We start from the raw sequence: 20,552 nt of genomic DNA, 5'->3' as shown, positions 1-20,552 counted from the left end.
CACGGCAAAGGGCCGCATCCCGTCACTTGGGTTCTAGGAGTCGTTGCAACACCCCAGTTCAGGGGATGCGATGGACTTCGAAATCCGCAAGGTCCGGTCTGCTGCTCAGGGCCCTGTGAAACTGAGCCGGGAGAGGGCGGCATACTCCCGGCTCATGCAGCAGGGCTACAGCAACTCGGAGGCGTGCCGGATCGTCGGTATCGACACGCGGACCGGCCGGAAGTGGCGCAACGGTCGCAGTGCCGACCGTCGGCAGAAGGCGGCACCACCGATTCGTTCGGTGGTGCCGCCTTCTGGTGCGTCCAGGTATCTGCGCGAGGACGAGCGGATCCACATCGCCGACCGGTTGCGGGAGAAGGCGACTGTGCGGGTGATCGCGGCCGAGCTGGGCCGTAGTCCGTCCACGATCAGCCGGTAGACCCGCCGCAACCGCACCACCGGGACTCGCGGTCAGTGGCACTACCGGCCGCACGCGGCCCAGGCCCGCGCGGACGCCCGCCGGCCCCGCCCCAAGCACCGCAAGATCAGTGGGAACCCAGAGCTGCGGCACGCCGTCCAGGCCATGCTGGAGGAGAAGTGGAGCCCGGAGCAGATCTGTCACGCTCTTCGGCAGCTGTTCCCCGACCGGCCGGAGATGCACGTGGTCCACGAGACCGTCTACCAGGCGCTCTACGTCCAGGGCAAAGGCCAGCTGCGGCGCGAGCTTGCCGGAGCCCTGCGCAGTGGACGTGCCCGCCGCAGGCCCCAGCGGCAGGCCAACTGCCGCCAGCCGCGCTTCACCACCCCGATGGTGATGATCAGCGAACGGCCCGCCGAGGCCGATGACCGGGCCCTGCCCGGCCACTGGGAGGGCGACCTGATCATCGGCAAGGACGGCAAGTCCGCGATCGGCACCCTGGTCGAACGTGCCACCCGCTATGTGATGCTCCTGCACCTGCCGGGCGACCACGGGGCCGAGGCCGTCCTGGGCTCACTGACCACCACCGTCCAGACCCTGCCCGCCCATCTCAAACGGTCCCTGACCTGGGACCAGGGCAGCGAGATGGCCCGGCACGCGGAATTCACCCTCGCGACCGACATCCCGGTCTACTTCTGCGACCCCGCCAGCCCCTGGCAGCGCGGCTCGAACGAGAACACGAACGGCCTGCTGCGGAAGTACTTCCCCAAGGGCACCGACCTCTCCGCCCATGCACCCGAACACCTTGCCGCCGTCGCCGACCAGCTCAACCGCCGCCCACGCAAAACGCTCGGCTGGGAAACCCCAGCCGAGCGCCTGCATAAACTGCTCGCGGCCTAAACAACCGACCACGTGTTGCAACGACCGCTAGAAACCGCCTCACCGGGAGGCGGCCCTTCGGCGTGGTGCTGCGCTTACGCGGCGACGACCTCGACGCCGAGCTTCGCCACGACCTCGGCGTGCAGACGCACGGAGACCTGGTGCGCGCCCAGGGTCTTGATCGGCGTGCCGAGCTCGACACGACGCTTGTCGACGTCCGGACCACCGGCGGCCTTGATCGCCGAGGCGACATCGGCCGGGGTGACGGAGCCGAACAGGCGGCCCGCGTCGCCGGCGCGAACGGCCAGCTTCACGTTGACGCCCTCAAGCCGGCCCTTGACCTCGTTGGCCTGCTCGATCGTGGCGATCTCGCGGATCTTGCGACCGCGGCGGATCTGCTCGACGTCCTTCTCGCCACCCTTGGTCCAGCGGATCGCGAAACCACGCGGAACCAGGTAGTTACGGGCGTACCCGTCCTTGACGTCAACGACGTCGCCTGCGGTGCCGAGGCCGGAGACCTCGTGGGTGAGGATGATCTTCATGATTCGGTCACCCTTCCCTTATCGCGCGGTGGACGTGTAGGGCAGCAGCGCCATCTCACGGCTGTTCTTCACGGCCGTGGCGACGTCACGCTGGTGCTGAGTGCAGTTGCCGGTGACCCGGCGGGCACGGATCTTGCCGCGGTCGGAGATGAACTTCCGCAGCAGGTTCGTGTCCTTGTAGTCGACGTAGGAGATCTTCTCCTTGCAGAACACGCAAACCTTCTTCTTAGGCTTGCGAGCAGGCGGCTTCGCCATTATCTCTCTCCAATGAGTTCAAGAAGTTTGTGCTGACGCCCTCAAGGCCCCTGGCCGCTTCGCCGCGCGGTTTCACGTGAAACAGCGCGGAGTCGGGCCAGCTGCACGGACCTAGAAGGGCGGCTCGTCCGAGTAGCCACCGCCGGAGCTACCGCCCCAGCCACCGCCGCCACCCTGCTGACCACCGCCGGCAGGACCATTGGTCGCCCACGGGTCATCGGCGGGAGCACCGCCGCCGCCCTGCTGGCCGCCGCCGGAGCCGCCGCCCCAGCCGCCGCCACCCTGGCCACCGCCCTGCTGACCGCCGCCGAAGCCGCCGCCGCCCTGGCCACCGCGACCGCTGGTCTTGGTGATCTTGGCTGTGGCGTTCTTCAGGCTCGCGCCGACTTCCTCGACGTCGAGCTCGTAGACCGTGCGCTTCACGCCCTCGCGGTCCTCGTACGACCGCTGCTTGAGGCGGCCCTGGACGACCACGCGGGTACCCCGCGTCAGGGACTCGGCGACGTTCTCCGCCGCCTGGCGCCACACCGAGCAGGTCAGGAACAGGCTCTCGCCGTCCTTCCACTCATTGGTCTGACGGTCGAAGGTGCGGGGAGTGGACGCGACGCGGAACTTCGCGACCGCCGCACCGGACGGGGTGAAGCGCAGCTCGGGGTCGTCGACAAGATTGCCGACAACCGTGATGACGGTCTCGCCTGCCATTAGGGGAACCTCTCGGCGGGTGTGCTGCTGGCTGCTGGTGTTGCTGCTACTCGGACCCGGTTACCGCTGGACGCTTGCGCGCTCAGTGGGTCTCGGGACGAAGGACCTTGGTCCGGAGGACCGACTCATTCAGGTTCATCTGACGGTCGAGCTCCTTGACGACCGCAGGCTCGGCCTGCAGGTCGATGACCGAGTAGATGCCCTCGGGCTTCTTCTTGATCTCGTAAGAGAGACGACGACGGCCCCAGGTGTCGACCTTCTCGACCTTTCCGTTGCCCTCACGGACGACGGAGAGGAAGTTCTCGATCAGCGGGGAGACAGCGCGCTCCTCGAGATCGGGGTCGAGGATGACCATCACCTCGTAGTGACGCATGTAGAACCCACCTCCTTTGGACTCAGCGGCCACGGTCGTTCCGTGGCAGGAGGGTCGTATGCGTTCCACGCCGAATCCGTCCGGTCATCCGGGCAGACATGGGCGCAGACCGTACAGAGTACCTTCCTGAAGCCTTCCGGTTGAAATCCGCCCGCTCCACCCCTCAATCTGGAACACAACGGGTGTGAGCGGCGTTACAGTGCGCCGCCCTGTCATCGGAGGTGCCGCATGGCACAGGCAGCACGGACCCAGCGCAGTCTGCTCTCGCTACTCAACAGCGACGGCAAGGACCATCCCGTCGAAAACACCATCGCCATTGTGACCGTGGTCCTCGGCGCGATCGCCATCTTCACCACGCTCTCTCCCAGCCTGCACCTGGTCAGTTCCTGGGTCGGCCTGATCGGAATCGGCACCGGCCTGTGGGGACAGTTCATCTCGTCGACAACGGGTGAACGCTTCCTGTCGATCATCGGCCTCGGGGCAGCGGCCGTCGGCTTCTACATCGGCCTGGCTCATGGCGGCCTCTTCGGCGGCATTATCGGCTAGCCGATGCGGCATACGGGGCCCCGGCCCGTATGGCCCAGACGGGGCGCTCCGTGGTCACAGTAGGCTTCGGCGCGAGAGCCGGAGCCCCGACCAAGGGGACACACCTGCCGAGGAGCGCCCCGCATGAGCCTGACCCTGAGGACCATCAGCCGAGAGCAGCATCTGGCTTATATCCAGAGCCTGCCCGCGGCCAGCCACATGCAGGTCCCCGCATGGGCAGACGTCAAGGCCGAATGGCGTTCGGAGAGTCTGGGCTGGTTCGACGCGAGCGGTGAACTGGTGGGCGCGGGGCTGGTGCTCTACCGCCAGCTGCCCAAGATCAAGCGTTATCTCGCCTACCTCCCCGAGGGCCCGGTCATCAACTGGTTCGCGCCGAACCTGGAGGAGTGGCTGCAGCCCATGCTCAGCCACCTCAAGCAGAAGGGCGCCTTCTCCGTGAAGATGGGCCCGCCGGTGATCATCCGCCGCTGGGACTCCGCCGCGATCAAGTCCGGCATCCAGAATCCGGACGTCAAGCGGCTGCGAGACATCGAGGCGACCCACATCGAGCCACGCGCGTTCGAGGTGGCGGACCGGCTGCGGCGCATGGGCTGGCAGCAGGGCGAGGACGGCGGCGCCGGCTTCGGCGATGTGCAGCCCCGCTACGTCTTCCAGGTGCCGCTGGCCAACCGTTCGCTGGAGGATGTCCACAAGGGCTTCAACCAGCTGTGGCGCCGCAACATCAAGAAGGCCGAAAAGGCCGGTGTCGAGGTCGTCCAGGGCAGCTACGAGGAGCTGGCCGAATGGCAGCGGCTCTACGAGATCACCGCGGAGCGTGACCGCTTCCGCCCCCGGCCGCTGGGCTACTTCCAGCGCATGTGGACGGCCCTCAACTCCGAGGACCCCAACCGTATGCGGCTCTACTTCGCCCGCCACGAGGGTGAGAACGTCGCGGCGGCCACGATGCTGATCGTCGGTGGCCATGTCTGGTACTCCTACGGCGCCTCCGCCAACCACAAGCGCGAGGTCCGGCCCTCGAACGCGATGCAGTGGAAGATGCTGCAGGACTCCTATGCCCTCGGCGCCTCGGTCTACGACCTCCGCGGCATCAGCGACTCGCTGGACGAGAACGACCACCTCTTCGGTCTGATCCAGTTCAAGGTCGGCACGGGTGGACAGGCAGCGGAGTACCTCGGAGAGTGGGACTTCCCGCTCAACAAGCTGCTGCACAAGGCGCTCGACCTGTATATGTCGCGCCGCTGACCGTTTCACCGCACCGTCCGTACTCCTGACACACCCCAGCCACGAGAAAGGTTCCGGGCCCGGCCATGGCGCTCACCCTCTACGTCGACACCGCGCGCTGGCGGGCGCATCAGCAGAGCGTTCTCCAGCAGTTCCCCGGGCTGGTCCCGGTCTGCAAAGGCAATGGTTACGGCTTCGGCCATGAGCGCCTTGCCGACGAGGCAACCCGCCTGGGTGCCGACATCCTCGCGGTCGGGACGACCTATGAAGCGGCCCGTATCAAGGACTTCTTCAGCGGCGACCTGCTCGTCCTGACCCCGTTCCGCCACGGCGAGGAGCCGGTGCCGCTGCCCGACCGGGCGATCCGCTCGGTCTCCTCGGTCGAGGGCGTGGGCGGCCTGGTCGGCGCCCGGGTCGTCATCGAGGTCATGAGCAGCATGAAGCGCCATGGCGTCAAGCCGGAGGATCTGCCGAAGCTGGCCGCGGCCATCGAGGACATCCGGCTCGAAGGCTTCGCCCTGCACCTGCCGCTGGACCGCACCGACGGGTCCGACGCGGTCGACGAGGTCATCGGCTGGATGGACCAGCTCCGTGCCGCCCGTCTCCCGCTGCACACCATGTTCGTCAGCCACCTCAAGGCCGATGAACTCGCCCGTCTCCAGCAGCAGTTCCCCCAGACCCGGTTCCGTGCGCGGATCGGTACGCGGCTGTGGCTCGGCGACCACGACGCCACCGAATACCGCGGCTCGGTGCTCGATGTCACCCGGATCGCCAAGGGCGAGCGCTTCGGCTACCGCCAGCAGAAGGCGGCCTCCGACGGCTACTTGGTCGTGGTGGCCGGCGGCACCTCGCACGGTGTCGGTCTGGAGTCGCCCAAGGCGCTGCACGGGGTGATGCCGCGCGCCAAGGGCGTGGCCCGAGCCGGCCTGGCCACCGTCAACCGCAATCTGGCGCCGTATGTGTGGGCCGGGAAACAGCGCTGGTTCGCGGAGCCGCCACACATGCAGGTGTCGATCCTGTTCGTGCCGGGAGATGCACCGCAGCCGCAGGTCGGTGAGGAACTGGTGGCCCATCTGCGGCACACCACCACCCAGTTCGACCGCATCGTGGAACGCTGAACCGGACGCGCCCCAGCTCGGACACGCCAAGGGCCCGGTGCCGCAGACGTTCTCTGCGCCACCGGGCCCGGTGCATGGAGGGGACCGGGGCCGCTCATTCCCGCACGACGCCCCAGCGGACCTGCGGCGCCGCCTCGAACTGCACGGCATGCCGGGGGTGGTGCTGGGCCCGGCCGAGCACGAACACATCGGGGCTGCGGTCCAGGACTCCGCCCGAGGGGTCGTCGTCCCCGTCCCTGCGGACCACATCGCGCTCGGGCAGCAGGATGTCCCGTACGACCACGGCGCACAGATAGAGCGTGCCGAGCAGGTGCAGCACGATGGCCAGCTGATAGCCCTCCGGTGGCAGACCTTGGTGCTTGTCACCGTTTCCCGTGTAGGCGAGGTACATCCAGATCCCCAGGAAGTACATGACCTCGCAGGCCTGCCAGATCAGGAAGTCCCGCCAGCGCGGCCGGGCCAGCACGGCGAGCGGGGTCAGCCACAGGACGTACTGCGGCGAGTAGACCTTGTTGGTGACGATGAACAGCGCGACGACGAGGAATGCCAGCTGCGCGAACCGCGGCCGGCGCGGCGCATAGAGGGTCAGCAGGCCGATGGCACCACAGCCCAGGATCATCAGCAGCGTGGCGTAGGTATTGGCGTTCTCCAGGGGGTTGCCGGTGCGCTGCGAGATCAGGAGCCAGAGGGAACCGAAGTCGATGGGCCGCTCCTGGCTGAAGGTGTAGAACTTCGCCCAGCCCTCCCGGATGTGGAATCCCGCGGCATCATGCGTGATCATCACCGGCAGATTCACCAGCAGCCAGGACGCCACGGCGCCGGCCAGCACCCTCCCGTACGCGCGCCAGGCTCCCGCGCGCCAGCACAGCACCAGCAGCGGCCCCAGCAGCAGCACCGGGTACAGCTTCGCCGCCGTGGCGAGCCCGATGAGGACGCCGGCGGCCAGCGGGCGACTGCGTGACCACATCAGCATCCCGGCAGCGGTCAGGGCGACGGCCAGCAAATCCCAGTTGATGGTGGCGGTGAGGGCGGCAGCCGGCGCCAGGGCGACAAGGAGGCCGTCCCAGGGGCGTCGCCGGTGGGTGCGGGTCACGCACACCGCGATGACAGCGGCGCAGATCATCAACATGCCGGCATTGACCAGCCAGTAGATCTGTTCGCGATCCTGGATGACCCCTGAATGCGGCGTCATCCAGGAGGCGACCTCCATGAAGAGGCCGGTGAGCACTGGGTACTCGAGATACTCCATATCGCCGGGTAGCCGGTCGAAATAGGGGATCAGCCCATCGGCGAAGCCCCGCCCCGCATAGAGGTGGGGAATGTCCGAGTAGCAGGCGTGGATGTACTGGCTCGTGGCGCCGAAGAACCAGCCACCGTTGTAGCAGGGCAGCTTCTGCACCATGCCGAGCGCGAACATGCCGATGGCGATGAGCGCGATGATCCGCACCGGCGTCAGCCAGTGCGTCCCGAGCAGGGCGCGTCGGCCGATCGGTCCGCCGATCAGCTCGCTGCCGGCCGCCGCCACCTCATCCCGCCTCGTCGGCCGTACCGACTCGTCCCGTCGCGCGCTCATCATGGGCCCATCCTGCCGTACGACACTGTGCAGGAGACGGCGAAGCCCCCGCCCGGTCAAGCCGGGCGGGGGCTTCGTGACTCCGCGTTTCACGTGAAACATTCAGCGTTTCACGTGAAACGGTCCATTACCCGTTCGGGCCACCGAACAGGCCTCCACCACCGTTCGTGTCCGTTGGGCCGGGCGTCGGACTGGTGCCTCCGGTGCCGCCACCCGGTCCACCCGGTCCGCCCCCCGGCCCTCCGCCGTTGCCCCCGCCATTACTTGTCCCACCGCTGTTCTTGCAGTTGACGTCCCACGGAGAACAGCTCTCTGTCGGGCTCGGGCTGGGAGATTTCGACGGGGAAGGGGACTTACTGGGAGTCCCCGACGGAGTCTCCGACGGCGTATCCGACGGCGTGGGCGTCGGCGTCGGGGACGGCATGCCGGCCTCGTCCGCCCGCTGCCCGATGGGCGTAGCGGGCTGGAAAGTCTCGGGCGTGACGCCGTGCATCGCCTGCAGCATGTACTCGGTCCACACCTCCGTGGGCAGCGCACCACCGTGGATCGAGTCGAAGCCACCGACGCCATTCATGGACAGCTGACGCGGATTCTGTGCGTCCTCACGGAACATGGTGACGGCCGTCGAAAGCTGCTTGGTGTAGCCGACGAACCAGGCCGACTTGTTCTCGTCGGTGGTGCCGGTCTTGCCCGCTGCCGGCATGTTCAGCCGCTTGGCCAGCTTTCCTGTGCCGTTCGTGATGACGTTCTGCAGCACCTTGGTCACGTTGTTGGCAATGTTGGGATCCATCGCCGTCTCGTGCTTGGGCTTGTCGAAGCCCTTCAGGTCTTCACCCTCGAACGTCACCTTGGTCACCGAATACGGCTCCACCTTCGTTCCCGATTCAGCGAACGTCGCATAGGCATCCGCCATACGAATCGCGCTCGGTGTGGAGGTACCCAGGGCGAAGGACGGGTTGAGGTTCTTGTCGAAGCTGGCCGGCGAGATGCCCGCGGCCTCCGCCATGTCCCGGACCTTGCTCATCCCGACATCCATGCCGAGCTGCACGAACGGAGTGTTGACGGACTGTTCCATCGCCTTGGTCAAGGGGATGTAGCCCCAGGGATGATTGCTCTCGTTCTCCTGGTAGAAGGGCGAGTTGTCCTTCTTCATGACGTCGTGACCGTTGGCGTCCTTCACCTTCAGGTGATCATCGCCGTTGTAGCGGCTGTCCGGCGAGATCGGCCCACCGCTATTGGCCGTTCCGTACCTCATTGCCGCTGCGAGCACGAACGGCTTCCAGGTCGAGCCGACCGGCACGCCGAAGGTGTCGGCGTTGTTACTGAAGTGCCCCTTGTCGTAGCCCTCACCGCCGTACAGGGCGACGATCTTGCCGTCTCCGGGCACCACGGAGGCACCACCGAACTGGACGTATTTGTCCTTGTCACGCTTCTTCGGATCGATGTACCGCTTGTCGACCTTCTTGACCGCGCCCTCGAGCTCATTGGTCTTCTTCGCGTCGAAGGTCGTCCGGATCGTATAGCCGCCCTTGTCGAACTGCGCCTCACTGAGACCCGCGTGCTTCAGCACATACTTCTTCGCGGTGTCCATCATGTAACCGACCTGGCCGCCCTTGCTGGCCACCGGCTTCGGCAGGTGCGGCGTGGGGAAGTGCCCGCGGTACGTGTCTCGCTGCGCCTTCGACATGAGGTGGTTGGCGACCTCTCGGTCGAGGATCCAGGACCACCGCACCTCGGCACGCTTGGTGTTCGCCGCCCGCGTGGCTCCCGGGCTGGTGCCGCCCGCCGGGTCGTACAGGTCCGCACCCTTGAGCACGGTAGCCAGGAAGGCGCTCTGGTCCGGCTTCAGCTTGTCGGCATCCACCCCGTAATACGCCTGAGCCGCTGCCTGGATCCCGTAGGCTCCGCGGCCGTAGTAGCTGGTGTTCAGATACCCCTGAAGGATCTGGTCCTTGTTCTTCGACCAGCCGACCTTGATCGCGATGAACAGTTCCTTGAACTTCCGGTCAAGGGTCTGCTGCTGGCTCAGCATCGCGTTCTTCACATACTGCTGGGTGATGGTCGAGCCACCCTGGGTCTCGCCGCCCTTGGCCATGTTGACCACCGCACGCGCAATACCCATCGGGTCCACACCCGAGTCCGTCCGGAACGACGCATTCTCCGCAGCAATCGCCGCATTCTGCATCGAGCGGGGAATTTCGGTGATCGTGATGTTCTGCCGGTTCGTCTCACCATCGCGCGCCATGACCTTGCCATTGGCCCAGAGGTAGACGTTGTTCTGCGACTTGGCGGCGTCACTCTCACTGGGCACGCTCACCAAGGCCAGCGCGACCCCGGACACACCCACGATCAGCCCTATGAAGCCGACGCTCAAGCTGGCGACCTGTTTCCAGGACGGCACAAAGCGCCGCCACCCGACACGGTTGGCGCGCGGGTAGTCGATCAGACGCTTCTTGGCGGGCTTCCCGCCGCCACGACCGCGGCCACGGCCTCCCTCGGGGCCGCTGCCGCCACCGCCCCGCCGACCGCCACCACCACGGCCGCCGACGCCGTCACCGGCAGCCATCTCAAAGGCATCGGACGCCCTACGGCGGCCGCTGCGCTGGGCAGCTCTGCGGGCCTCCGCACGCCCCCCTTGCCGCGGCTCATGACCGGTCGGCTCGGAGTGGGAGGCAGGACCGGCAGCGGATCCACGTGAGGGGGCGCTACGACGCCCCGGTGGCTGCTGTGCGGCGCGTCGGGCCGCGGCACGTCCGCCACTTTGCGGCTGTGGCGGTTTGCGACGGTGCTCGCTCATGGAACGAATACTCCTCGGGCAGGCGCGCTATCTCGTCGCCTGAAGGCGGCAGTTGTCTTCAGGTCCCCCCGATGCACAGCTCGCTCCTGAGGCGCGAGCCGCACTACACCGAGGATGGTGACGCCAGATATAGGCCCACGGTTCCCGGCAGTCTTCATGCCGCACAGACTACGCACGGCCAAAACCTGCCCAGTGTTGAAATTCACTCCAAATCAGTCAGGTTGATGAGAACGATTCGGTGATGTGATGCCGTTCACCGTGCCCCCTCTTGTTCCGCTCGGGCGACCGTTCTATCGTCTGGATGTATCGAGTCGATACATCAGCACGACATAAAGAACGCACAGGACCCAGGAGGCGGAGGATGAGCAGACGTTCCGGCATCCTCGAGTTCGCCGTCCTCGGCCTGCTCCGCGAGTCCCCGATGCACGGCTATGAGCTGCGAAAACGGCTCAACACCTCACTCGGGGTCTTCCGTGCGTTCAGCTATGGCACCCTCTACCCCTGCCTCAAGGCGCTGGTCGCGAGCGGCTGGCTCATCGAGGAGACGGGCGAAGCCCCGGAGGACGTGCCGGCCGCGGCACTGACCGGCCGCCGAGCCAAGATCGTCTACCGATTGACCACATCGGGCAAAGAGCACTTCGAGGAACTGCTCTCCCACTCCGGACCGGATGCGTGGGAGGACGAACACTTCGGTGTCCGGTTCGCATTCTTCGGCCAGACGTCACGGGACGTACGGGTGCGTGTGCTGGAAGGCCGCCGCAGCCGGCTGGAGGAGCGCCTCGAAAGAATGCGCACCTCCTTGGCCAGGTCCCGCGAGCGGCTGGACGACTACACCCTCGAACTGCAGCGGCACGGCATGGAGTCCGTGGAGCGCGAAGTCCGTTGGTTGAACGAGCTCATCGAGAGTGAGCGCGCCGGGCGTGATCAGCGCGCACCAGGGCCCGCAGCACAGGACAAGAAGAACCAGTCAGGAGATACGGGCGGCCTGCCCCGGCACCGGGGTGGTTCCCGGCCGGATCCGTCCGATGACACCACCACATGAGGCTCTGCTGTGCAGGTCCTCATCGAGAACACAGGGAGCAACCGGAATGGGTTCGGTTCGCGTAGCCATCGTCGGCGTGGGCAACTGCGCCGCCTCGCTGGTACAGGGCGTCGAGTACTACAAGGACGCCGACCCGAAGAGCCGTGTGCCCGGCCTCATGCACGTGCAGTTCGGCGACTACCACGTGCGTGACGTCGAGTTCGTGGCGGCATTCGACGTCGACGCCAAGAAGGTCGGCCTCGACCTCGCGGATGCCATCGGCGCCAGCGAGAACAACACCATCAAGATCTGCGATGTGCCCAACGCGGGTGTGACGGTCCAGCGCGGCCACACCCTCGACGGCCTGGGCAAGTACTACCGCCAGACCATCGAGGAGTCCACCGAGGCCCCGGTCGACATCGTCCAGATCCTCAAGGACAAGCAGGTCGACGTCCTGGTCTGCTACCTCCCGGTCGGCTCCGAGGACGCCGCGAAGTACTACGCCCAGTGCGCCATTGACGCCAAGGTCGCATTCGTCAACGCCCTCCCGGTCTTCATCGCCGGCACCAAGGAGTGGGCGGACAAGTTCACCGAGGCCGGCGTCCCGATCGTCGGCGATGACATCAAGTCGCAGGTCGGCGCCACGATCACGCACCGCGTGATGGCCAAGCTCTTCGAGGACCGGGGCGTCGTCCTGGACCGCACGATGCAGCTGAACGTCGGCGGCAACATGGACTTCAAGAACATGCTCGAGCGCGAGCGCCTGGAATCCAAGAAGATCTCCAAGACGCAGGCCGTCACCTCCCAGATCCGGGACCGTGAGCTGGGCGAGGACAACGTCCACATCGGCCCCTCGGACTATGTGGCCTGGCTGGACGACCGCAAGTGGGCCTACGTCCGCCTCGAGGGCCGCGCCTTCGGTGACGTCCCGCTGAACCTGGAGTACAAGCTCGAGGTCTGGGACTCCCCGAACTCCGCGGGTGTCATCATCGACGCCCTGCGCGCCGCGAAGATCGCCAAGGACCGGGGCATCGGTGGCCCGATCCTCTCCGCGTCCTCGTACTTCATGAAGTCCCCGCCGGTGCAGTACTTCGACGACGAGGCACGGGAGAACGTCGAGAAGTTCATCAACGGCGAAGTCGAGCGCTGAGACGCCCGACGCCTCCCTCCCTGCGCAGGCCCCCGGGTATTCCGCCCGGGGGCCTGCGGGCTGTGTGAGGCTGTGCCTCATGCATGCTGTGCGCGACCTGCGCGTCTTACTCCGGCTACGCGACTTCCGTTCGCTCCTTGCCGCACGGCTTCTCTCCCAGGCGGCCGACGGGGTGTTCCAGGTCGCGCTCGCCGCCTTCGTCGTCTTCTCGCCCGAGAAGCAGACCTCGCCCGCGGCCATCGCCTCCGCCATGGCGATCCTGCTGCTCCCCTACTCCCTCCTCGGCCCGTTCACCGGTGTGTTCCTCGACCGCTGGCGGCGCCGTCAGGTCCTGCTGTACGGCAATCTGCTGCGCGCCCTGCTGGCCATGGTGACGGCGGCACTGATCGTGTCCCAGGTCCCCGACTGGCTCTTCTACGTCTCGGCCCTGTCCGTGACCGCCGTGAACCGTTTCGTCCTGGCCGGGCTCTCGGCCGCGCTCCCGCGCGTGGTCGGCGGTGAACAGCAGCTGGTCATGGCCAACTCCCTGACACCCACGGCCGGAACGCTCGCGGCGACGGCCGGCGGTGGGCTCGCCTTCGCCATCCGGCTGGCCGGCTCGGATGTGGACGCATATGTCGTGCTGCTCGCCGCGGCCCTCTATTTCTGCTCTGCCCTCACCGCCCTGCGCATGGCACCACAGCTGCTCGGCCCCGACCCCGCACGCCTCCCACCACACCTGTACGAAGCCTTGTTGAGCACGGTGCGAGGACTTGCGGACGGGCTGCGCCATCTCGCCGAGCGGCGCGCCCCGGCCCGCGCGCTGGCCGCCATGACCGTGCTCCGCTTCTGCTACGGAGCCCTGACCGTCATGGTGCTGATGCTGTGCCGGTACCTCTGGTCCGGCACCGAGTCGGAGGGCCTGGCCCTGCTCGGGATCACTGTCGGGGTGTCAGGAGCGGGCTTCTTCGCGGCTGCTGTGGTCACGCCCTGGGCCGTCGCCCGGCTCACCGCGTCCGGCTGGATCGCCTGCTGTGCCGCGATGGGCGCCGTGTTGGTGCCGTCCCTCGGGCTGTTCTTCGCGCCGGGTCCGATGATGGCCGCCGCCTTCGTGATCGGCCTCGGCACCCAAGGGACCAAGATTTCCACCGACACGATCGTCCAGTCATCCGTCGACGATGCCTTCCGCGGCCGGATCTTCGCCATCTACGACGTGCTCTTCAACGTCGCTTTCGTCGGTGCTGCCGCTGTCGCCGCCCTCATGCTGCCTCCGGATGGAAGGTCAGTCGCTCTGCTCGGCGTGGTGACCGTGCTCTACGCGCTGACCGCCGCGGCAGTGATCCGCTGGAGACGTGGTTAGGCACTGTTTCTCGGATCTCCGGACGTGGGTGGGGTGTTGGGGTCAGGCTGGTTCCATGGGTCGTGGGGATTTGACGAATGCGGAGTGGCATCGACTGGAGTCGTTCTTGCCTCGTGGTGGTGCGCGTGGGGGTCGGTGGAGTGATCATCGGCGGGTGATTAACGGGGTGCTGTACCGGGTGCGGACGGGTGTGCAGTGGCGGGATCTTCCCGAGCGGTTCGGGCCGGTCTACAAACGTCATCGCCGCTGGTCAGCGGACGGAACGTGGGCGATGCTGCTGTCCCGTGTCCAGGCCGCCGAGGATGCTGAGGGCCGAATCGACTGGGACGTGTCAGTGGACTCCACCGCGGTGCGGGCTCACCAGCACGCCGCCGGCGCGAGGAAGGTGCCCCCAGCCGCGGTTCCTCAAAAGGGGGCCGGGCAGGGGACAAACCGGGTCGGTCCGGTGCTGCGGAAACTGGCCGTCCGATGGGAGGAGGTGGTCAGATCGGCGAATGCCTGGGACGCTCGCGCGGCGGCTTCACCACCAAAATCCACCTCGCCGCCGAGGGACGATGCCGACCCCTCGCGCTCGTTGTGACACCCGGGCACTACGGTGACGGTCCCCAGCTCGACCGGGTGCTGGAGCAGGTTTCCGTGCCCCGCATCGGAGTCGGACGGCCACGCAGCCGACCCGACCACGTCCTGGCGGACAAGGCCTACACCTCCCGCAAGAACCGCCGTTACCTGCGACGACGCGGAATCCGGCACACCATCCCCGAACGCCTCGACCAGCAACGACACCGGCACAACCGCGGCTCCGACGGCGGCCGGCCCACCGGATTCGACAGCGAACGCTACAAGAAACGCAACACCGTCGAGCGAGCCATCAACCGCCTCAAGGGCTTCCGGGCCGTCGCCACCCGCTACGAGAAACGCGCCTACGTCTACCTCGGAACCGTCACGGTCGCGACCCTCATGATCTGGCTCCGAACATGATCCGAGAAACAGCGCCTAGTACTCCAGCAGGATTTCGCTGCCTGACCTGCGGGTTTCGCTGGGCGGCTGGAGTGTAGCGGGCTGTGGAGTGGTCAGGGGCGGTCTCAAGGGGACCGCCCCTCGAACGTGCGACAACGCCGCAGGTAATGACAGCGACGGGCGACTGCCTGGCGTCGTCGGCGCCAGTTCGACCAGCTCATGGCGTGGCGTCGGCCTCGGCGTCCGCGCAGGTGCGGGGGCCGGGGACGACAAGCTGCCAAGAGTCGCCGAACCTCCGCCACTGTGAGCGCGATGACCCCGGCTGCCTCACCGGTTCCGCCCCCTTTTCCTTGGCCTGGTGCGTGGTGGCTGCCAGGAAGGCGTGCGCGAGCATGACGAGGGTGATGTGCCGATACCAGCCCACGTAACGGCGGACTTCGTACTGGTCCAGGCCGCACTCGTTCTTCGCGGCCTGGAAACACTCCTCGATCGCCCAGCGCGACCCGGCGATCCGCACCAGCTGCCGGGCGGTGGTCTCCAAGGGGGCGTAGGCGAGGTAGTAGGCGATTTCGTCGGGCTTGCGGATGCTGCGACGGGCCAGCGCCCACCGCATCCGGTGAGGGACTTCGCCCTGGTAGTCGAACTCGGCGACGGCCGGCAGCCGCACCGCCGCCCAGTGGTAGACGCGCGGTCCCTTCGCGCCGTCTCCGCATGAGATCTTCTCCCACGCCTCGGCCGGGGCCTGGGCGAACAGGCCCTCGATGCGGGGACAACCCACGGTGAACTGGGACTTCGGCACGGCCAACACATAGCCGACGCCCGACTGCTCCAGCAGCCGTGGGAAGCGACTCTCCTGTCCGTAGGCGGAATCCGCAGTGACCCAGGCGATGGGCAGCGGTGAGGCGAGGGCACGTAGAACCATGCGCCGGGCGAGTTCGCCCTTGGTGGCGAACGCCTGGTCGTCGGGGACTTTGGCCGCGCGGCAGCGTTCACGGTCCTCGGCCCAGGTCTTGGGCAGATACAACTCCCGGTCCACCAAGGCGCGTCCGCGGCCGGAGGCATAGGCGGCGAAGACGCCGATCTGGCAGTTCTCGGTGCGGCCGGCGGTTCCGGAATATTGACGCTGAACCCCGGCGGAGGTGGTGCCCTTCTTGATGAAGCCGGTGTCGTCGACGATGAGGACCCCGCCGTCCTCACCGAGCCTGTCGGCGACGTATTGCTGCAGGTCGTCGCGGATGTCGTCGGGCTCCCACTTCGCGCCGGCGAGTAGGTGCTGCAGACCGTCGGGGGTGGCGTGGCCTGCCTGTTCGGCCAGCTGCCAGCTGTTCTTTCGGGCCACCGGGGCGAGCAGTCCGCGTACGTAGTCACGTATGCGGCGGCGAAGTTCCACACGGCCGAAGCGATGACCGACGGTCACGAAGAGGTCGTCCAGTTCAAGGTCCCACTGCTCGGCAGCACTTTCGAAGATCACGTGGGGAGCTTTCCCACACGCTGTCATTACCTGCGGCGTTGTCGCACGTTCGAGGGGCGGTCCCCTTGAGACCGCCCCTGACCACTCCACAGCCCGCTATACTCCAGCCGCCCAGCGAAACCCGCAGGTCAGGCAGCGAAATCCTGCTGGAGTACTAGCCAGGGCCGGGGCCGACAGCAGCCCTTACGCCCGGTCGGCGGGCACCTGCGTTCCTCCTTCAACGCAAGGACTGGCACAGCTCCACCGCCGCCCAGATCGCCGTCCCCCACGCAGGAGGGAGGGATCCACAACACCTCGCCGCTCTCGCCGCCCAGTTGTGCCACCAGTCCCTGGCCTGGGACGCGCGCACCCGCCACCCGTTCCCGCTGCATGTTGCCGACGCCATGGACCGCGCCCACCCCGAGTACCGCGGCCCCAGCATCGAGCCCACCGTCACGCCCGAGCCCGACGAAACACAGGACGGCGTGTAGAACACCGACTCCGGCTGTCAGCAGGTGCGTTCCGTATAGAGGGACTGCCCGGCGTGCCCAGCTACGCCGTCCGGCCTGTTCCATCGGCGGTGATCTATCGAGCTGAAGGGTCGCAGGGGTGGGGCCGTGTGCCTGGGGCCGAGGATCGTACGAAGTCCAGGAAATCCCGGTCCACTATGCCGTCAGGCCTCACGGATGCCCTATTACGCAGCTTGGAACTCGGATCCGACCAGGTGGAAGACTTCTCGGGAGGCGCTTTCGCCAAGCCGAGGATGGCCTCGCCGAGCACACGGAGCGCAGCGCCTTGATGCTGTCTGGTCGGCGTGTGGGCAAGGACGGCGAGGGTGCATGCGACCAGCGGACCGGCACCGGCCATGGCCGTGTACAGGCCCAGCCGGTCGCCGAGCGAGGTGCACAGACCCGCGACCGCGGCACCGGCGTCGATGATCACTCTCTCCAGGAACGCCTGCACCCGGCCCTCGTCCGGGGCCGCGCCCGAGGTGACCTCGGCGGACGTCGCCATGGCCCTCGCCTCCTCGTCCCTCTCACTGCAGCAGTCCGGCCACCCCGCGCGCCATACGGGATTTGCCGTATACGACCGGGGGCGGCGACCGGCCGACACTGGGAGAGGAGGAGGTGCACCATGCGGAAGAAGGTCGACTGCCGGGACTACCCGAGCGAGATGAACTGCACCTCGTCATCGCCGGCGAGGAGGAGGAAGTGGTCCGCGCCGCCAGCGAGCACGCCGTCTCCGTCCACGGCCACACGGACAGCCCGGAGCTGCGGGAGCAGATCAGGGCGTCTGAGAAGGACGAGATTCCGCAGCACGCCTGACGCGCGCGGCCGGCCCGCCGCCCCTGACGCGGGGCGGCGGTTGCGCGGTGCCCGGGCGTCGTCGCGGTGACTGAGCGCTTCAGTCGGCGAGCTTCGCCGGCTGAAGCGCTCGGCGCGGGGCGTGTCCGTTACCGTCTTGGTCCTGCGATGGCGTACACCACGGTGCCGATCGCGAACAGGGCCCACGCGGTCCCGGTGGACGCCGTCGTGGCAGGGGAATAGATCATCCACATGACCACGTCTCCCGCGGTGCCGCCCGGAGGCGGTCCGAAGAGGGTGAACGCGAGCCAGCCGGTCGGCAGGGTCCATGCGAACTGTGCCCCGCACAGCGCCGCTCCGAGCGCGGCCAGGCCGACCAGGCCCGCGCTGTCCCGGACGACGACCTCGGCGGGGGCGAGCTTCACTCCCGCCGCCTGGACCGTCAGCAGCGCCGCACCGGCGCACGCGCCGGCCAGCAGCACGTGCGCCGCCCGGCGGGGCATCCACCGGATCGCGGCCGTCCTCTCCAGCACGACGTCCCACCCACCGAGCCCGACGGAAGCGGCCGCCACGTTCGCGGTGAGGAGCAGGACCGCCATCGCCTGATCCACCGGTCCTGGGCCGTGGAGGGCCCACACCGCCAGCGCGACGAGCGCGACCGCGGCGGCCGAGGCGGGCACCTGCCGTGAACGGGCGTGCAGGATCAGCCACCTCATCGCGTCGCCTTCCCCGCCAGCACCGCAAGCTGGTGGTCCGCCGCGCAGGAGAGGCCGGCGGTGTGCAGTTCGGCGATCCGCGAGCGCTGCTCGGCCGGTGACAGCGCCGTCAGCCTCTGCCAGGCGACGTCGGCGTCCGGCCAGATCGTGCGCAAGTACGCGTCGCTGCCCCTCTCCGCCAGCGGTTGGAGCCGGGAATCGTGCAGGGCCCAGCTCACGGCGACGCTCTGGACAGGGACGTTGCCTTGCCCCCCGCCCTCCCGGTCGTTGTTCCCGTAGCAGCTGGGTGCCAGACCCTGGGCGATCAGCGCGCGGGTCAGTTTCTCACCTGTCGCATCGGCGAGCAGCCGGTCGTCGAAGTCGACCAGCACCACGTCGACGGAGGGTTCGCGTTTGTCGGCGATCGCGCGCAGCCTGGTGTCCTCCCGCACCGCGTTCGGCGCCTTGTCGCCCAGGACCTCGTGCAGCACGCGCAGCGCCTCCTTGCCGCGCCGTGCGAGCTCGGGCAGGCGTGAGCGGTTTGCCTGCGTCACGCACACCGGTCCGTCGCAGACCAGGGCGGCGGCGGCCTTGTCGACGACGTAGGTGTCGCGTGCAGCGGCCGGGAGAACCAGCAGGGCCAGGGCCGCACCGGCCAGGACGGGGATCACCGCGAGCAGCCGGGCCCGGCGGGTCACGGCCGACAGCAGTGCGAAGCCGGTGGCGAGCAGGCCGAGCAGCCAGAGCGTCTGACCGAGGTGCACGGAGCCGGACAGGGTCAGCAGCATCTCCCGCGGCTCCGCGGTCACCGGGAGCAGCTGGGCGAGCCGGTTCGGCGCGATGCTCGACGGCAGTGTCTCGTCACTGTTCTGCTGTAGAAGGGCCGTCAGCATGAGGAAGAACAAGACCAGGCCCGGCGGGGTGAGCACGGAGGGCAGGGCTCGCGCGACGCCCATGCCGAACACGGCCCCCGCGACGAGGGCCAGCGCCGCCACGAGTGAGATCGGCAGCCAATCGAGCGGCGTGTAGGTGGTCCGGCCGAGGGCCACCTGGACCCCGCCCACGAGGACCAGGAGGCCGAAGCCCGACGCCAGCGCGAGCGCCATCGCACCGGCCGGCAGTGCCGCACGGCGCCAGGCCGGCCGCGGCACGGTCGTCAGCAGTTCGGCCATCCGCGAGCGGGGTTCGCGCAGCCCGTACACCGCTCCCGTGCCCACCGCGAGCGGCCACAAAAAGGTCAGCAGGGACCGGGTCCACAGGGCCATGGAGGTCCACTGGGCCGTCCACCCCGCGGTGCCCCTCCACCAGAGCCCGTCGTACAGACAGAAGATCGCCAGGCTGCCGCCCAGGACGACGATGCCGGGCCACGGGGCGACGGAGCGCTTTAGCTCGATGCGCAGAACACGTCCGGTCACCAGGCGCCTCCCCGCTGCCCGGAGTTGCGGAGCAGCGCCGAGTAGCCGCGCTCCAGGGGGCTATCGCCCGGGAAATCGGTGCTGCCCGCCGCGGCCAGGTCCTCCGGCGTGCCCTGGAAGACGAGGCGGCCGTCGGCGAAGAGCACCACGTCGGAGCAGGCGGCCGCGACGTCCTCGACCAGGTGGGTGGAGACGACCACACAGGTGTCGCGGCCCAGCTCCTGGAGCAGCTCGCGAAAGCGCAGTCGCTGCGCCGGGTCCAGGCCTGCAGTCGGCTCGTCCAGCAGCAGCACCGCGGGGTCGTTGACAATGGCCTGGGCGATGCCGGCCCGCCGCACCATGCCGCCGGACAGGGTCTTCATCCGATGGTCGGCGCGGTCCGCCAGGCCCACCCGTTCCACGGCCCGCTGGACGGCCGCGGGGACGTCCGCCTTCGGGACCTCCTTCAACCAGGCCATGTACTCGACGAACTCGCGCACCGTGAAGCGCTTGTAGTAGCCGAAGTCCTGCGGCAGGTAGCCGATCCGGCGACGCAGGGCCCGATGGTCGACCATCCTGCCCAGGGAGGTGCCGAGCAGCTCCAGTTCGCCCTCGGTGGGGCGCAGCACGGTGGCCAGCGTCCGGATCAGGGTGGTCTTTCCCGCGCCGTTGGGCCCCAGGAGGCCGTGGGTGCCGATGCCCAGGGAGAGGTCGAGCCCGTCGACGGCCATCTTCTTCCGTCCGACGCGTACTCTCAGGCCACTGGCCCGGATCTGCCAGGCGTAGGTTTTCGGCGCGGTGTCGGCTGCGCTCGTGGTGGGCGTCATGCGGTAGTCCCT

The 20,552-nt window shown here is 67.9% G+C and carries 17 protein-coding genes and 4 pseudogenes; 10 read left to right on the top strand and 11 right to left on the bottom strand.

What is annotated here, in order from left to right:
- The first annotated feature begins 70 nt into the window (after positions 1-70).
- Positions 71-1,297, top strand: a pseudogene (locus ACWGJY_RS02335) (IS30 family transposase).
- 74 nt (positions 1,298-1,371) lie between these two features.
- Here the strand turns inward: ACWGJY_RS02335 and rplI are convergent.
- From rplI to rpsF, 4 genes are all read right to left on the bottom strand, one after another.
- A complete protein-coding gene (gene rplI, locus ACWGJY_RS02330) occupies positions 1,372-1,818 on the bottom strand; it encodes a 50S ribosomal protein L9 (protein ID WP_411143175.1) in 447 nt (148 codons plus the stop codon).
- An 18-nt stretch (positions 1,819-1,836) separates the two neighbouring features.
- Entirely contained in the window at positions 1,837-2,073 is a 237-nt protein-coding gene (gene rpsR / locus ACWGJY_RS02325) for a 30S ribosomal protein S18 (RefSeq protein ID WP_003978893.1), read from the bottom strand.
- A gap of 111 nt (positions 2,074-2,184) precedes the next feature.
- Complete coding sequence (locus tag ACWGJY_RS02320) at positions 2,185-2,775, bottom strand: single-stranded DNA-binding protein (RefSeq protein ID WP_453258911.1); 591 nt, start codon at positions 2,773-2,775, stop codon at positions 2,185-2,187.
- 82 nt (positions 2,776-2,857) lie between these two features.
- Positions 2,858-3,148 carry a 30S ribosomal protein S6 gene (gene rpsF, locus ACWGJY_RS02315; RefSeq protein WP_006604399.1) on the bottom strand — a complete coding sequence of 97 codons (291 nt, stop codon included), beginning with the start codon at positions 3,146-3,148 and terminating at the stop codon, positions 2,858-2,860.
- Between the two features lie 228 nt (positions 3,149-3,376).
- Between rpsF and ACWGJY_RS02310 the strand changes: the two genes are divergently transcribed.
- The 3 genes from ACWGJY_RS02310 (at position 3,377) to ACWGJY_RS02300 (ending at position 6,033) form a co-directional block, all read left to right on the top strand.
- A complete protein-coding gene (locus ACWGJY_RS02310) occupies positions 3,377-3,694 on the top strand; it encodes a hypothetical protein (RefSeq protein WP_453258910.1) in 318 nt (105 codons plus the stop codon).
- 123 nt (positions 3,695-3,817) lie between these two features.
- A complete protein-coding gene (locus tag ACWGJY_RS02305; RefSeq protein WP_453258909.1) occupies positions 3,818-4,936 on the top strand; it encodes a lipid II:glycine glycyltransferase FemX in 1,119 nt (372 codons plus the stop codon).
- A 65-nt stretch (positions 4,937-5,001) separates the two neighbouring features.
- A complete protein-coding gene (locus tag ACWGJY_RS02300) occupies positions 5,002-6,033 on the top strand; it encodes an alanine racemase (protein ID WP_453258908.1) in 1,032 nt (343 codons plus the stop codon).
- Between the two features lie 94 nt (positions 6,034-6,127).
- On the opposite strand, the gene ACWGJY_RS02295 is transcribed toward ACWGJY_RS02300, so the two are convergent.
- Positions 6,128-7,609, bottom strand: coding sequence for a glycosyltransferase family 87 protein (locus ACWGJY_RS02295; protein WP_453258907.1), 1,482 nt, complete (start codon positions 7,607-7,609; stop codon positions 6,128-6,130).
- Positions 7,610-7,733: 124 nt separating this feature from the next.
- Positions 7,734-10,403 (bottom strand): transglycosylase domain-containing protein, encoded by a 2,670-nt coding sequence (locus ACWGJY_RS02290; RefSeq protein ID WP_453258906.1) that lies wholly within the window; start codon positions 10,401-10,403, stop codon positions 7,734-7,736.
- A gap of 361 nt (positions 10,404-10,764) precedes the next feature.
- Here ACWGJY_RS02290 and ACWGJY_RS02285 point away from each other — a divergent pair, with 361 nt between their 5' ends.
- The 4 genes and pseudogenes from ACWGJY_RS02285 (at position 10,765) to ACWGJY_RS02270 (ending at position 14,891) form a co-directional block, all read left to right on the top strand.
- Positions 10,765-11,445, top strand: coding sequence for a PadR family transcriptional regulator (locus ACWGJY_RS02285; RefSeq protein WP_453258905.1), 681 nt, complete (start codon positions 10,765-10,767; stop codon positions 11,443-11,445).
- Between the two features lie 46 nt (positions 11,446-11,491).
- On the top strand, positions 11,492-12,574 hold the full coding sequence (locus tag ACWGJY_RS02280; RefSeq protein WP_453258904.1) for an inositol-3-phosphate synthase: 1,083 nt from the start codon (positions 11,492-11,494) through the stop codon (positions 12,572-12,574).
- A 79-nt stretch (positions 12,575-12,653) separates the two neighbouring features.
- Positions 12,654-13,913, top strand: coding sequence for an MFS transporter (locus tag ACWGJY_RS02275; protein WP_453258903.1), 1,260 nt, complete (start codon positions 12,654-12,656; stop codon positions 13,911-13,913).
- A gap of 55 nt (positions 13,914-13,968) precedes the next feature.
- Positions 13,969-14,891 (top strand): annotated as a pseudogene (locus ACWGJY_RS02270) (IS5 family transposase).
- Between the two features lie 196 nt (positions 14,892-15,087).
- Here the strand turns inward: ACWGJY_RS02270 and ACWGJY_RS02265 are convergent.
- Complete coding sequence (locus ACWGJY_RS02265; protein ID WP_453258902.1) at positions 15,088-16,368, bottom strand: IS701 family transposase; 1,281 nt, start codon at positions 16,366-16,368, stop codon at positions 15,088-15,090.
- Between the two features lie 203 nt (positions 16,369-16,571).
- On the opposite strand from ACWGJY_RS02265, the pseudogene ACWGJY_RS02260 reads away from it, so the two are divergent.
- A pseudogene (locus tag ACWGJY_RS02260) lies at positions 16,572-16,811 on the top strand (RNaseH domain-containing protein); the annotation flags it as partial.
- 94 nt (positions 16,812-16,905) lie between these two features.
- Here ACWGJY_RS02260 and ACWGJY_RS02255 read toward each other — a convergent pair.
- The gene (locus tag ACWGJY_RS02255; RefSeq protein WP_453258901.1) at positions 16,906-17,334 is read right to left on the bottom strand and encodes a hypothetical protein; all 429 of its coding nucleotides are present in this window, start codon (positions 17,332-17,334) and stop codon (positions 16,906-16,908) included.
- Between the two features lie 120 nt (positions 17,335-17,454).
- Here ACWGJY_RS02255 and ACWGJY_RS02250 point away from each other — a divergent pair.
- A pseudogene (locus tag ACWGJY_RS02250) lies at positions 17,455-17,645 on the top strand (DUF1059 domain-containing protein).
- A gap of 128 nt (positions 17,646-17,773) precedes the next feature.
- On the opposite strand, the gene ACWGJY_RS02245 reads toward ACWGJY_RS02250, so the two are convergent.
- The 3 genes from ACWGJY_RS02245 to ACWGJY_RS02235 are packed head-to-tail and all read right to left on the bottom strand — an operon-like array spanning position 17,774 to position 20,540.
- The gene (locus ACWGJY_RS02245; RefSeq protein ID WP_269777109.1) at positions 17,774-18,340 is read right to left on the bottom strand and encodes a hypothetical protein; all 567 of its coding nucleotides are present in this window, start codon (positions 18,338-18,340) and stop codon (positions 17,774-17,776) included.
- Positions 18,337-19,734 carry a hypothetical protein gene (locus tag ACWGJY_RS02240; RefSeq protein ID WP_453258900.1) on the bottom strand — a complete coding sequence of 466 codons (1,398 nt, stop codon included), beginning with the start codon at positions 19,732-19,734 and terminating at the stop codon, positions 18,337-18,339. Before ACWGJY_RS02240 ends, ACWGJY_RS02245 begins: the two co-directional genes overlap by 4 nt.
- Complete coding sequence (locus ACWGJY_RS02235) at positions 19,731-20,540, bottom strand: ABC transporter ATP-binding protein (protein WP_262042774.1); 810 nt, start codon at positions 20,538-20,540, stop codon at positions 19,731-19,733. Before ACWGJY_RS02235 ends, ACWGJY_RS02240 begins: the two co-directional genes overlap by 4 nt.
- Positions 20,541-20,552: the final 12 nt, after the last annotated feature.

The organism is Streptomyces sp. NPDC054765, assembly GCF_053612065.1.
The sequence above is the reverse complement of the archived record's forward strand: the minus strand, read 5'-3'. Positions and strand labels throughout refer to the sequence as shown.

Coding starts and splice junctions, on each gene's coding strand:
- rplI (WP_411143175.1), bottom strand. CDS start 1,818: ATGAAGATCATCCTCACCCACGAGGTCTCCGGCCTCGGCACCGCAGGC.
- rpsR (WP_003978893.1), bottom strand. CDS start 2,073: ATGGCGAAGCCGCCTGCTCGCAAGCCTAAGAAGAAGGTTTGCGTGTTC.
- ACWGJY_RS02320 (WP_453258911.1), bottom strand. CDS start 2,775: ATGGCAGGCGAGACCGTCATCACGGTTGTCGGCAATCTTGTCGACGAC.
- rpsF (WP_006604399.1), bottom strand. CDS start 3,148: ATGCGTCACTACGAGGTGATGGTCATCCTCGACCCCGATCTCGAGGAG.
- ACWGJY_RS02310 (WP_453258910.1), top strand. CDS start 3,377: ATGGCACAGGCAGCACGGACCCAGCGCAGTCTGCTCTCGCTACTCAAC.
- ACWGJY_RS02305 (WP_453258909.1), top strand. CDS start 3,818: ATGAGCCTGACCCTGAGGACCATCAGCCGAGAGCAGCATCTGGCTTAT.
- ACWGJY_RS02300 (WP_453258908.1), top strand. CDS start 5,002: ATGGCGCTCACCCTCTACGTCGACACCGCGCGCTGGCGGGCGCATCAG.
- ACWGJY_RS02295 (WP_453258907.1), bottom strand. CDS start 7,609: ATGATGAGCGCGCGACGGGACGAGTCGGTACGGCCGACGAGGCGGGAT.
- ACWGJY_RS02290 (WP_453258906.1), bottom strand. CDS start 10,403: ATGAGCGAGCACCGTCGCAAACCGCCACAGCCGCAAAGTGGCGGACGT.
- ACWGJY_RS02285 (WP_453258905.1), top strand. CDS start 10,765: ATGAGCAGACGTTCCGGCATCCTCGAGTTCGCCGTCCTCGGCCTGCTC.
- ACWGJY_RS02280 (WP_453258904.1), top strand. CDS start 11,492: ATGGGTTCGGTTCGCGTAGCCATCGTCGGCGTGGGCAACTGCGCCGCC.
- ACWGJY_RS02275 (WP_453258903.1), top strand. CDS start 12,654: ATGCATGCTGTGCGCGACCTGCGCGTCTTACTCCGGCTACGCGACTTC.
- ACWGJY_RS02265 (WP_453258902.1), bottom strand. CDS start 16,368: ATGACAGCGTGTGGGAAAGCTCCCCACGTGATCTTCGAAAGTGCTGCC.
- ACWGJY_RS02255 (WP_453258901.1), bottom strand. CDS start 17,334: ATGGCGACGTCCGCCGAGGTCACCTCGGGCGCGGCCCCGGACGAGGGC.
- ACWGJY_RS02245 (WP_269777109.1), bottom strand. CDS start 18,340: ATGAGGTGGCTGATCCTGCACGCCCGTTCACGGCAGGTGCCCGCCTCG.
- ACWGJY_RS02235 (WP_262042774.1), bottom strand. CDS start 20,540: ATGACGCCCACCACGAGCGCAGCCGACACCGCGCCGAAAACCTACGCC.